13 protein-coding genes are annotated in these 12,025 nt (G+C 64.7%); 7 read left to right on the forward strand and 6 right to left on the reverse strand.

Going from position 1 to position 12,025, the window contains the following annotated elements; genetic code table 11:
* A partial coding sequence (locus tag AC1DHX_RS15375; protein ID WP_476900206.1) for a BTAD domain-containing putative transcriptional regulator occupies positions 1-2,322 on the reverse strand: 2,322 nt, incomplete at its 3' end.
* A 175-nt stretch (positions 2,323-2,497) separates the two neighbouring features.
* On the reverse strand, positions 2,498-2,944 hold the full coding sequence (locus AC1DHX_RS15380) for a DUF1003 domain-containing protein (RefSeq protein ID WP_476858737.1): 447 nt from the start codon (positions 2,942-2,944) through the stop codon (positions 2,498-2,500).
* Between the two features lie 423 nt (positions 2,945-3,367).
* On the opposite strand from AC1DHX_RS15380, the gene AC1DHX_RS15385 reads away from it, so the two are divergent.
* The 5 genes from AC1DHX_RS15385 to AC1DHX_RS15405 all read left to right on the forward strand — a co-directional run bounded on the left by AC1DHX_RS15385 (position 3,368) and on the right by AC1DHX_RS15405 (position 6,459).
* Positions 3,368-3,814, forward strand: a complete 447-nt coding sequence (locus AC1DHX_RS15385; protein WP_476857402.1) for a hypothetical protein — start codon at positions 3,368-3,370, stop codon at positions 3,812-3,814.
* A 96-nt stretch (positions 3,815-3,910) separates the two neighbouring features.
* Positions 3,911-4,297, forward strand: a complete 387-nt coding sequence (locus tag AC1DHX_RS15390; protein ID WP_230009371.1) for an SHOCT domain-containing protein — start codon at positions 3,911-3,913, stop codon at positions 4,295-4,297.
* A gap of 284 nt (positions 4,298-4,581) precedes the next feature.
* Complete coding sequence (locus tag AC1DHX_RS15395; RefSeq protein WP_476858736.1) at positions 4,582-4,773, forward strand: hypothetical protein; 192 nt, start codon at positions 4,582-4,584, stop codon at positions 4,771-4,773.
* A gap of 53 nt (positions 4,774-4,826) precedes the next feature.
* Entirely contained in the window at positions 4,827-5,279 is a 453-nt protein-coding gene (locus AC1DHX_RS15400) for an SRPBCC family protein (RefSeq protein ID WP_476857401.1), read from the forward strand.
* Between the two features lie 292 nt (positions 5,280-5,571).
* A complete protein-coding gene (locus AC1DHX_RS15405; RefSeq protein ID WP_476900207.1) occupies positions 5,572-6,459 on the forward strand; it encodes a response regulator in 888 nt (295 codons plus the stop codon).
* A 251-nt stretch (positions 6,460-6,710) separates the two neighbouring features.
* On the opposite strand, the gene AC1DHX_RS15410 is transcribed toward AC1DHX_RS15405, so the two are convergent.
* Positions 6,711-7,313, reverse strand: a complete 603-nt coding sequence (locus AC1DHX_RS15410) for a TetR/AcrR family transcriptional regulator (protein WP_476858734.1) — start codon at positions 7,311-7,313, stop codon at positions 6,711-6,713.
* Between the two features lie 170 nt (positions 7,314-7,483).
* Here AC1DHX_RS15410 and AC1DHX_RS15415 point away from each other — a divergent pair, with 170 nt between their 5' ends.
* On the forward strand, positions 7,484-8,557 hold the full coding sequence (locus AC1DHX_RS15415; protein ID WP_476857398.1) for an alkene reductase: 1,074 nt from the start codon (positions 7,484-7,486) through the stop codon (positions 8,555-8,557).
* A gap of 67 nt (positions 8,558-8,624) precedes the next feature.
* Positions 8,625-9,338: an SDR family oxidoreductase gene (locus AC1DHX_RS15420; RefSeq protein ID WP_476857397.1), complete on the forward strand. Its 714-nt coding sequence runs from the start codon at positions 8,625-8,627 to the stop codon at positions 9,336-9,338.
* A 305-nt stretch (positions 9,339-9,643) separates the two neighbouring features.
* Here AC1DHX_RS15420 and AC1DHX_RS15425 read toward each other — a convergent pair whose 3' ends face one another.
* The 3 genes from AC1DHX_RS15425 to AC1DHX_RS15435 all read right to left on the reverse strand — a co-directional run bounded on the left by AC1DHX_RS15425 (position 9,644) and on the right by AC1DHX_RS15435 (position 11,820).
* Positions 9,644-10,510 carry an alpha/beta fold hydrolase gene (locus tag AC1DHX_RS15425; protein ID WP_476858733.1) on the reverse strand — a complete coding sequence of 289 codons (867 nt, stop codon included), beginning with the start codon at positions 10,508-10,510 and terminating at the stop codon, positions 9,644-9,646.
* A gap of 48 nt (positions 10,511-10,558) precedes the next feature.
* The gene (locus tag AC1DHX_RS15430) at positions 10,559-11,557 is read right to left on the reverse strand and encodes an NADP-dependent oxidoreductase (protein WP_476858773.1); all 999 of its coding nucleotides are present in this window, start codon (positions 11,555-11,557) and stop codon (positions 10,559-10,561) included.
* A gap of 101 nt (positions 11,558-11,658) precedes the next feature.
* The gene (locus AC1DHX_RS15435; RefSeq protein ID WP_476858732.1) at positions 11,659-11,820 is read right to left on the reverse strand and encodes an acetylxylan esterase; all 162 of its coding nucleotides are present in this window, start codon (positions 11,818-11,820) and stop codon (positions 11,659-11,661) included.
* Positions 11,821-12,025: the final 205 nt, after the last annotated feature.

A 12,025-nucleotide genomic window follows, 5' to 3' on the forward strand; every position in this document is an offset into this window, starting at 1 on the left:
CGCCAGCTGTTCGGCCTCGTCCAGGTCGAAAGTGCTCCAGGCGAGCGAGGTCTCAATGAGCCGGGCCATCGTCACCTCGTCGGGGTTGCCGATCTCCCGCATAATTGCCAGGGCCTCCGCGCCGAGCGCCCGATGCCGATCGCCACGGCCCTGCCGGCTGTCCAGCCCGGTCAGGCCGATCAGGGCAGCCGCGCGAGGCCGGGTCGAGTCGGGAGCCACCGCCAAGGCACGCTCCACCCAACGTGCTCCCTCGACCGCGTGACCGCGGAGGAACCAGAACCGCCACAGGCTGGCCGCGAGCCGGAGCGCGGTCCCGGGCTCGTGGGCGCACGACCAGCGCAACGCAGCGCGCAGGTTGTCGTGCTCGCGGTCGAGCAACTTCGGCTGTTCGATGACCACCCCGGTGGCCCGTTCGGGATTGTGGGATTCGGCGACGGCAAGGAAGTAGGCGCAATGCGCAGCCGCCAGTTGAGCCGCCTCACCTGCATGATCGAGATTCTCTTGGCCAAACTGGCGGACCGTCTCCAATTGCCGGTATCGGGTCCCGGCGCCCCTCCTTTCGGTGACCACCAAAGACTTGTCCACCAGCTTGGCCAACAGGTCGAGCAGTTCGATCTGTTGGAGGGGCGCGTCAGCGCAGACTGCTGCCACAGCGTCGAGGGTGAAACCACCCGCGAACACAGACAGCCGGCGCAGCAGAACCTGCTCCGGTTTGGTGAGCAGTTCGTGGCTCCATTCCAAGGTGCCACGCAGCGTCTGGTGCCGTGTGACGCCGCTGGTTCCCCCGCCGAGCATGGACAAAGCATCGCCCAATCCCTGGACGATCTCGGCGGGTTCGAGTACGGCCGTCCTGGCCGCGGCCAATTCGAGGGCCAGCGGCATCCCGTCGAGCCGTCGGCACAACTCTGTCACCCCCTGCGCGTTGTCGGCGTCGAGCGCGAAACCCGGCCGGACCTGCGCTGCCCGCTCAACGAAAAGCCGGACAGAGGGCAGACGGCCCAGCACGGCCAGATCGAGAGCGTCAGTCGGCAGGGGCGAGGGCAGGGGCAATGACGGCACCCGGTAGGTGTACTCCCCGTCGGCATGGAGTGGCTCCCGGCTGGTGGCCAGCACTTTAACCCCAGGGGATCCGTCAAGTAGCGCGACGACGAGTTGCGCACAGGCCGCGAGCAAGTGTTCGCAGTTGTCCAGCACGAGGAGCAGCGAGCGTCGCCGCAGTTGGTCGACCAGCGCTTGCACGCGGCTTGGTGCCGCGCCGGAATCCAACCCGAGGACCTCGGCTACGGCATCGGCCACCAGCAGCGACTCCCCAACGGCCGCGAGGTCAACGAACCAGACTCCGTCCACGTACTCAGGACGAACTGTCTTCGCGGCCTCCAAGGCCAGTCTGGTCTTGCCGCTGCCGCCAGCCCCGGTGAGGGTGAGCAGGCGAGCATGGCCCATCAGCCGCTCGACGTCAACGAGCTCACGCTCGCGCCCGATGAAGCTCGTCAATGGGGATGGCAGATAGCTGATGGCATCGTCTTTGCCGGTCACTCCGGCGGGCTGGTGGAGGCGTTCCTCGGGCGGCGAGCCGGTCAACAATTCGCGAAACAGTTCCACCGTCCGGGTGTCCGGGTCGGTCCCGAACGCGTCGAGGAGTTCGTCGACCAGCCGCTCATATCGTGCCAATGCTTCCGACCGCCGGCCCATCCCAGCCAGCACCACCATCTGCGCGCGCACGGCTCCCTCGTGAACGGGATCGGATTCGAGCGCATGGGTGAGGATGACCAACGCTTCCTCCGGTGCGCGTTGCGCCACCGTGGACGCCAGTTTCACCAGTACCTCGCGATGGATTTCCCGGAGCTCATCGCGGCGTGTCGTCAGCCAGTCCGCATCCGGCAGTTCCGGCAGAAGATCACCAGTGTACAAGTCGGCCGCATCGCGCAGGCCGGCCTCGACACCTGCAGTCAACGCTGCCACGGCCGAACGCTCGAACTGCAGGACATCGACATCGACCGGGCCAGTGTCATCCAGCACGACCACTTCACCGCGGATGGCGAGCAGCCCGTCGCTGCCGGCTCCAGCGCTAGCGAGCGCACGGCGAGCGACGTACAGGGTCTGATGCAGATTCCGTGCGGCGGCCACCGGCTCCATGTCAGGCCACAGGCGGTCCAGTACCTGCTCGCGACGGTTACGCTGACCACGCGCCAGCGCCAGCATTGCCACCACGGCCTTTGCCTTCTGCAGCCGCCAGTGGCTGTTCTCGACGGCGTTCCCGTTGACGTACACGATGAACGAGCCGAGAAGCTGGATGCGCAACCCGCTTTGGGTAGGCTTCATGGTTCTTCAGTATCCGCCCGCCAACCGGGGTTGTCGAACAACGAAATTTCCACACGCGCGCTGCCTTGGCGCACTCTGTGAGCGCCCCATCAGACAACTCATGACAACGGCACCGCAGGTCACTGCCCGGGGTGTGGCACGTCGGGGGCCCCGGCTGCCGGTATCGGTTCATCTTTTAGGCCGGGCGGGCGCTAGTTGAAAGGCTGCTTTCGTTTGGTCCGTGTTCTGTGAGTTGCTGAAGTTCGCGGAGAATCTCCAACTGCTGGCGGTTAATGTCCATCAGGAGATCGATCTCTTCCTTGGACTTCAGGTTCGTAGTGTAGTCATGCTGGGCCATGGCCCCTGCGATGGCATCCTGGCGTTTGGCGGCGATGAGCAGAATTGCTCCTTGCAGACCGGCCAGCATGGACAGAAAGAGGTTAAGAAGGATGTAGGGGTACGGATCCCAGGCATGGGTCGCCAGCGCCCAGGTGTTTACGGCGGCCCAGACCAGCATGAAGGCGATGAAACCTCCCACGAAAGACCAGCTCCCCATCCCGTTTCGCATGAAGTCCGCGGCCTGCTGCCCGCGGGTGAGGGAAGCCTTGTGCTTGTCGTGCCAGGTGTTCGGTTCTCCGGTCATCCTCCACCCTAACCAGACCCGACGGCTGGGACCTGCTTCTCCGTTAGTCTGCGCCATGAGTCCTAGCCCTCCGGTGCCGTCGGATCTCCCGGCACCTGCCCCGTGGCGGTGACTCCGGGACTGGTGCTCAGCTGCCGGGACGAAATGGAGGGAATGCAGTTCGAGTCCTACCTCGGGATGGCTCGCTTTTGGTGCTCTTCGCTCATGCCCCGGTGGCTGTGGAGCATCAGTCTGAGTTGGGCGTTCGTGCCGCCTTCAATCCGGTTGGTAGTGGAGGCAATCTCGAGTCCGGTGAACTCGTGGTTCTGCCGCTACGTATCACCTTCCCCGGATGAGGCCCACGCCCGCGTTACGGGTAGACAATGGTCGGACTTGCGTGCGGCAGGGTTCCCTGCCGCATTCCATTTCGGAAAGGGGCCTCCAGTGTCCAGACCACACCCGATCCTCGCCGGATCGATCGCAGCCGGGGCAGCCATCGTACTGCTCACGGGTTGCGGCACGTCCAGCCCCGGCACCAGTGTCAGCAGCGCCAGAGCGGAGAAGAACGTTTCGCAGGCCTGCGCTGCTGCCAGTGCCTTCGCCGGATCCCTGACAAATTTCAAACAGACACTCAAACCTGGTGCCACGATAGAACAGATCAAATCGGCACGGGAACAGGTCGCGAAGACCTACGACGACCTGGTCAAGGCCAGCCAGGATGTAGCCAAAGACGAAATGGACGCAGTTAAGACGGCCGAAAACAAGTTCGACGCAGCCGTCAGAGCCGTCCCGGATGATGCCACCCTTACTCAGGCGGCCGCCTCCCTGCGGGACGACGCCGCCAACGTCCAGGCCGCGGTCAGTGACCTCCAAACGGCGACTAAATGCTGACCTCAAGGCCCCTCCGGGCAGGTCTGCAGCTAGCCTCAGTCCTGCCCGGCTGCATTCCCGACCCACTCCGCTCCTACAGAAAGCAGGGAAGTTGACATGAGTTTCTGGGAAAACTTTTGGGATATTTTCTGGTGGTTCTTCCTCGTATACGCGTTCATCGCCTTCCTCTGGGCGTTGTTCGCCGTCATCGGCGACTTGTTCCGCGACGACATGCTGAGCGGTTGGTGGAAAGCCGTCTGGATCCTCTTCCTGGTCTTCGTGCCCTTGTTGGGTGTGCTGGTCTACGTGATTGCCCGCGGTAAGGGCATGACGGAGCGGTCCATGGCACGGGCCCAGGAGAACCGGGAGGCCTCGGATGCTTACATCCGCAGCGTCGCTGCACCGAGTCCGAGCGACGAGATCTCCAAAGCCACGGCTCTTCGGGACTCCGGAACAATCAGCGCTGATGAATTCGAAAGAATCAAGACCAAGGCTCTGGTCTGAGAGCGCCATCGACCCAGCACCGCGTGGCAGCAGATGCAATGACCATGGACGAGGTGGTGTCTTAGTCCTCGACCAGGGTGCGGTGTCCTTCTGCGCAACCTCCAGACTGTCGCTCCATGCCATTGGGCGGCACGGTGGCCGGTTGCCAGCCGTCGAGGGCGTTCCCRCAGGCGGTTCGGACCGGCCGAGGCTGCGAGGCATAACCCGATCAGTGGACTCTCTGGCTGCCCACAGGAAGCCGGGCTACTATCCGGCTGTCACTCCGTTTAGAAAAGGAGAACCCCTTGTCTGAAGAATCAGTAGGGAGCGTCGTGCTGGTGATGCACGATCTGCCGGCCGCGGAGGGCTGCGGTGTCATGGCCGTCCAGAACGCGGCGCTGTCCCTTGCCGGCGCTATCGGCCGTGGAGCCTGCCGGTGCCTGGCTGGTCGCGTCGGCAGTCCGGTCCCGCGGCCAATGCCTTGGGTTGCGGGCTGATGTCTACAGACCAGGTGCCCACAACCCGGCGCCCTCTCGGCCAGGGTCACAGCATGGCCAGGCACTCGGTCGGTGCCGAGACACTGATCAAAGCCCGAAGCTCCACCGTCTGGGACGTCATCACCGATGCACGGAACTTCACCGTCTGGGAATCCGGCATCACGCACATCAGGGGCGAGTTGCGCAACGGTGGCACCATCAGAATCCGAACCCACACCGGAGGGGAGCGCACCTTCCGGCTGCGCGTCCAGCAGATGCCCGGCGAGGTGATGACCTGGACCCAGGGCCTGCCTCTGGGCCTGCTCACCGGGGTGCGCACCTTCACGCTTGAACCGCTGGGCGGCATGACGCACCTGCTCGTAAGAGAAGAGTTCACTGGCCCGCTTTGCGGGCTGCTGCTCCGGGAGTTTGCGTCCGACACGCAGCAGGCTTTCACCGATTACGTTAGCGCGGTCAGGAAACGCGCCGAAATCCTCGGCCGACACGTTCGAACCACGGGATCATGAGCGCCATCGGAGAAGCGCGCAGCGTCCAAGAGCGCCCGACGCCGCCCGAGCGTGCTCTGGGCCATACTCCCCGACGGAGCTCTAGTGGCGGTCTGAAGTTACGACACCGGTTGTCTGCAGAACACGTTCAGAAAAGCCACGGATCCACCCCCGCGGGCCCTTGTTGGGTCGGCCCTATCGGTTTAGTGTGGGGCCCGTCGGGCAGTGTGCGCATGGATGCACGCTGGATGGGGACCGGACGGGATCATCCAGCACGCCTTCGGTGCCTTAAAAGCGAAGGAACGTAATGGCGATGATGGCTGAACCGGAAATCCACCCGCCGCCCCCTTTGGCCGGCCGGGGCGTCTATCTGCTGGACGACCACGAGGTCGTGAGACGGGGCCTGCGCCATCTGCTGGAGTCCGAAGGTCTCAGCATCGCCGGAGAATCAGGATCCGCGCACCGGGCGTTCCGGCGAATCCCTGCCCTCCGCCCGGAGCTGGTCATCCTTGACGATGATCTCCCCGACGGTTCAGGTGCCGACGTGTGCCGGGCCATCGCTGCGGCGGACCCGACCATCCGGTGCCTCCTGATGACCGGAGATGCCAACGAAGCCGTGCTGATCGACTCGATTCTGGCCGGCGCATGGGGGTGCCTGTCCAAACAGGACGGCAGCTGCGAACAGCTCAGGCTCATCCGCCGTGCCCTGGCCGGGCACACCGCGTACAGCGGCCGGTTCCGGACCGCGCTCGTTACCCCGCTCGTCGGGCCCGCAACCCAGTCCCTGGATAGGAGACTTCTGACCCTTACGAGACAGGAAATGAATACCGCCATCCGACTGGGGAGAGGGCTGACCAACCGCCAGATCAGCCAGGAAATGTCGCTGGCGGAAAAGACCGTGAAGAATCTGACCTCAACCATTCTGAGGAAACTCGGCATGGCGAGCAGGACGCAGGCCGCCGTGTTCATCACCAGGGCGCTGAATTCTTCTAACGACCCTGCCGACGGCGGATACCGGTTTAGCCCATCCCCGGCTCTGATCGCGGAGGTCACGGCAGCGCTGCTGACCTGCACCAGCGAGTCCTGCACCGTGCCACCCACAGACGAAGTGCGGGCAAGGGACGTCCGGCGGCTTACCGACGCACTCATGGCGACCCGGACCGATCGGATGGGACCCCACCTGCTGCCCGGGAGGACTTAAAAACCCGGAATGCGGCGAACCGCGCTCCCGGCTCCAGCACACAGAAGATCCGGCGGGTTTGCGGGGCTGAGGGGAACGCCTAACTTGAAGTCCGGCGTTCAAAATCCTTTGCCTGGGACCGCACGGTGCCCCCTCGTCTGGTGAGGGAGTCAGGCTGCGCATTCAGTACAGTAGCGGTGGCCGTTCTTCTGCCGATCCACGACCCCAGGCAATTGGTGGACACCGGGCGTTAGTGCGAGCACTTGATTGTGTCAGCGAGACAGCAGTACGCCGACCTGGGTCCGGATGTCCTGAACGATCTCGTCGATGCTCAATGCGGCGTTCACGGTCGCTGCCATGCTGAGGAACATGATGGCGGTGACGATGCGGGCCGTCGTAGCGGCATCCTGCGCACGAGGCAGCTCCTGCCTGCCCAGGACGGCAGCGATGGCCTCCTCGGTCTGCGCGACGATGGAGAGGGCCTCAGCGTGACGGGGCTCCGCGGGATCACCGAAGACCATTTCCCGCAGGTACGTGCGTCCGTTGTCGACCTGGACGCGGTTGCATTCCACGATCGGCCGTACGATTGCCAGCACCGCATCGAGGGTATCCGGGGTGGTTTCGGCATCAACCCGACCTTGCTGAAGCGCTTCGGCGTAGTGTGCGTTCTGCACGAGGAGGAGGAGTTCGCCTTTGGTCTTCGCGTAAAGGAACAGGGTCCCGGTGCCTATGTCCGCCTTGTCGGCAATCTGCTGGGTCGTGACATCCTCGATGCCGTGCTCGGCCAGCAGTTCGCTTGCCGCGGCCGTGATGCGGTCCAGCTTCTGCTGCTTGTTCCGCTCGCGYCGTCCGACCGGCTGGGAGGCGAGAGACATGGTAATGGATCCTCCGGAATAGATTCTGACTGCACTCAGTTATGAGTGTAGTCACTACTGTGTGGGTTCGAATGTTCCTTCGTTCATTCTCCCACGCAAGGGCCGAACCCCAGTGTTCCGCCCCGGCAGAGTGGTGGCGCTATTACCCCGCGACGCAAAGGACCGCACACATGACTTCCTCCCTCTGGCAACCCTTCACCCTCGGCAATGTGGAGCTGCCGCACCGGCTCGCGCTGGCCCCGCTGACCCGGAGCCGCGCAAACCCTGATGGCACCCCCGGGGAACTGGCCGCGGAGTACTACGGCCAACGCGCCTCGCTCGGGCTGATCATCACCGAGGGCACGCAGCCGTCCGAGGATGGCCAGGGCTATCTGAACACCCCCGGCATCTACACTCCTGAACACATCGAGGGATGGCGAAAGATCGCCGACACGGTGCATGCACGCGGCGGGGCCCTGTTCATCCAACTGATGCACGTCGGCCGGATGTCGCACCCGGATAACACCCCGCACCACCGTCAGCCCGTGGGCCCGTCGGCGATCTCGTCCGAGCAGGACATGTTCACTCCAACGGGCCCGCAGAAGACGCCGGTGCCGCGTGAGCTGACTGCCGAAGACATCCAGGCCACCATCGCCGGGTTCCGCCACGCCGCAGCCTCCGCTATCGCAGCGGGAGCGGACGGCGTGGAGATCCACAGCGCAAACGGGTACCTGCTCCACCAGTTCCTCTCGCCAAACTCGAACCACCGCACGGACGAATACGGCGGATCCGTGGAGAACCGGTCCCGGTTCGTCGTCGCGGTCGCCCGCGCGGTGGCCGAGGAGATCGGGGCAGACCGGACCGGCATCCGCATCTCACCGGCGTTCCCGCTGGGCGGAATCAATGAAGGGGACCCCGCCGACGTCCGGACACAGTACCGCCACCTGGTCGGCGAACTCGCCACACTGGACCTTGCGTACCTGCACGTACACCACCTCGGTGACGACGAACTGCTGCGGTCCTTCCGCGACGCGTGGCCTGCGGCCATCCTCGTCGTCCGCTATGGGCGCGACCGCGAGCAGATTGCCGACGACATCAACGCCGGGCTCGCGGACATCGCGCCGCTGGGCCGCTTCGCCCTGGCGAACCCCGACATTGTTAAGCGCCTGCGCACCGGTGCGCCACTGAACGAGGTGGACCCGGCAACCCTGTATGGCGGCGGCGCGGCCGGGTACACCGACTATCCGGCCTTGGCGCACGCCTAATCGTCTGCCGCAGGTCGCACGCCACCGACTTTACCTACCCCGTACCGATCAGAAAGAAGAAACAGCCATGCCCTCACTCAACGGAGCAGTCGTCCTCGTCACCGGAGCCAACGGCGGAATCGGCACGCAGTTCGTGCACGAAGCACTCGCCCGGGGAGCTGCAAAGGTTTATGCCTCCGCCCGCACCCCCCGCACTTGGAACGACGAGCGCATCGTTCCGCTCGCCTTGGACGTCACCGACTCCGCCTCCATCCAGGCGGCGGTCGAGGCGGCACCGGATGTGACCGTGCTGATCAACAACGCCGGCGCGTCGGTCTCCAGTGCCGGGATCCTCACCCACACGGACGAGGAGATCCGCAGGAACGTCGAGACGAACTTTCTCGGGCCCCTCTTCGTCGCCCGCGCGTTCGCCCCGGTCTTGTCGGTGAAGGACGGAGCGATGATCATCGACATCCACTCGGCCCTGAGCTGGTACGCCGTCGCCGGCATCTACAGCGCGACCAAAGCCGCCCTCTGGTCCGCGACTAACTCCCTCCGCCTCGAACTCGCCCCCGCCGGCGTGCACGTCGTCGGCGTCCATGTCGCATACGTCGACACCGCGATGGCCGCGCATGCCACCGACCCGAAGCTCGACCCGGCCGTGCTGGTGCGCACCGTGTTCGACGCCACCGAGGCAGGGCAGTACGAGGTCCTCGCCGACGACACGTCTGTCCAGCTCAAGGCCGGACTCAGCGCACCGCTCGAAGCGGTCTACCCGCAGTTGGCGGCGACGAACGCATAAGGGAACAACCGGTGCCACCGCGTTCACCAAAAGTGAGCGCGGTGGCACCACTCCCGCCGCAGGGAGTGTCTGAATAGCGGAGGATCCGGGGTTGGCCTGACACTCCGGGGGAGTCACTAGCCAGGGGCCGCGTCACGGGTGGCGATACTTTTGATCACTCTGCTGACGCGTTTGTGGGTGTCCTGTTCGAGCTGGCCAGCGCGACGGGGCGCCACGCCAATGGCTGTGCCCGCCCGTATTCACGGACGGGCACAGCCACAGTGACTCTCTGCTCTGTTAGCGGGATCTTGTCAGGTACGTGCTGGTCAGTGGGCGAGGAATTCCACGGCGACGGGGGAGAACCTGTCGTGGAACTGGAAGATTCCGCCGTGGCCCGAATCGGGGTAGATGATCAGCTCGGATCCCTTGATGCGCCGGTGCAGGTCCCCGGACAGGACCGACGGCACCATGCGGTCGTTGTCGCCGTTGGCGATGAGGGTGGGGTGGGTGAGCCTTGACAGGTCCGACGGCGCGGAGCGGCCGAACTTCCGGATTGCCTTCAGCTGAGTCTGGAAGGCTTTGGTGCTGATCGGCTTGTCGCGGTCGACAGTGCGCTCCTGCAAGCGCCTGATGAACGCCTTCGCGGCCGGCTTGCCGGTCGCGTCGCGGTTGAAGAACAGGAACTCCTTCGGGTCCGAGCGCGTCAGGGTCGCGCGGAGGACGTCCCAGTAGGTGGTGCCGACGACCTTGTCGATGTCCTTGCCGCCCCGCGGCCCGGTACCAGCCAGCACGAGCTTGCGGACGAGGTCGGGATGCTTGAGGACCAGGTCCTGGGCGATCATGCCGCCCATTGAGAAGGAGAAGACGTCGACCTGGTCGAACCCGAGGGCCTTGATGAAGGTGTAGGCGTCGTCGGCCATCGCCTCGATGCTGTCCGGAACCTGCCCGGTGGAGGCTCCGACACCGCGCTGGTCGAAGGTGATGACGTGGCGGTTCTTCGCGATGGGCTCGATGATGCGCGGGTCCCAGTTGTCCAGGGTCGCGGCAAGGTGCACGAAGAACACGACGGGGATGCCGGTCTTGGGCCCCAGCTCGCGGTAGGCGTAGGTGATGCCACCTGAAGTGATGGAGCGTGTGGCGGCCTTCGCGTACGAGGTGACGACAGAGCCGTTCGGGGTGTCAAAGCTGCTCATGCTGGTAGTCCTCCTGGGTGGTCTGTGAGGTGAATGGCTGCCGGCGGCTCAGGAGGGAAGTGCGACGACGGCTTTGCCGCGGAGGCCACCCTTGGCCAGCGACTCGAGCGCCTGTGGGGTCTGGGCGAAGTCGAAGACCCGTACAACGACCGGGCGCAGCACGCCGTCGTCAACCAGGGCGGTGATCTGGCGCAGCTGGTCGCCGCTGGCATGCATGAAGAGGAACTCGTAGCTGACGCCGAGCTTCTTCGCCTGCCGCCGGATCCGGCTGCTGAGCCCCGCGATGGCCAGGCGCAGCACAGGGTTCAGGCCGGCCTTGCGTGCGAACGCCGGGTCCGGCGGGCCGGCGATTCCGATCGCCTTCCCGCCGGGCTTGAGGATGCGCAGTGACTTGACGAGGTTCTCCCCGCCGAGGCTGTCGAGCACCAGATCGTACCCGGTGAGGAGCTGTTCGAAGTCCTGCGTACGGTAGTCGATCACAGTGTCCGCGCCGAGATCGCGCACGAAGTCGGCGTTGGAGGCACTGGCGGTGGTCGCGACGGTGGCGCCGAGGTGCTTGGCGAGTTGGATCGCGATCGACCCGACCCCGCCGGCTCCGGCGTGGATGAGGACCTTCTGCCCCGGACGTACGTTGCCTTGCTCAACGAGGGCCTGCCACGCCGTAAGTGCAACCAGCGGTAGTGAGCCGGCCTCCTCCATGCTGATAGATGCGGGTTTCAGTGCCAGATCGGCCTCGGTGATGGCGATGCGCTCGGCGAACGTGCCGATGCGGTCTTTGTCGGGGCGGGCGTAGACCTCGTCACCGGGTTTGAAGCCGCGCACCTTCGCCCCGACACGGATGACTGTGCCGGCGACATCGTTGCCAAGGATCAGCTGGAGCTTGTACGGGAGGATCTGCTTGAACTCACCCAGGCGGATCTTTTCGTCCAATTGGTTGAGGCCAGCTGCCTGGACCTGGACCAGCACATCGCGATCGCCGACCGTCGGCTCCGGGACGTCTGCTGCGCGAAGCGGCTCCTTGTACTTGGTGACGACGAATGCCCTCATGGCGTGCTGCTCCTCTATGACGTACGGTTGGTTAAACATGAGCCTACTCAATTTTGAGTTGACTCAGAAATATTGTCAAGTGAACCGTTAGGTGCGCGCGTTCATTTGAATATTCGGGCCACATTCCCGTGATGGATCTTCAGGAAACATGCAATCTCCGCATAGGGGTCCTGATCGGTGATGGTGACAGCCGGTGGGAAGCCGCAGAGGAACGGGACCAGTGCCGCGCCTGCGGGGCGCTTGCCCGTGTGCGTGAGTCTCATCCGGGCTTCAACGTTGATCGGTCGCTGTCAGGTTTTCCGGGAGGATGCGGAGGTCCGCGTACTCCCCGGCGGTGTAGGGTCAGCGCAGTCAGGACACCATGACTTCGAATTGGCGTGTGGCCGGGAGGGGCTGGCGGACCTTTGTCCGGCCAAAGATAGCGTGGACATTGTCCATACCCGTATGCACCTTATGCCGCTGCTGGTG

The sequence above is a fragment of the Arthrobacter sp. 05N33_2 genome, from assembly GCF_056397425.1.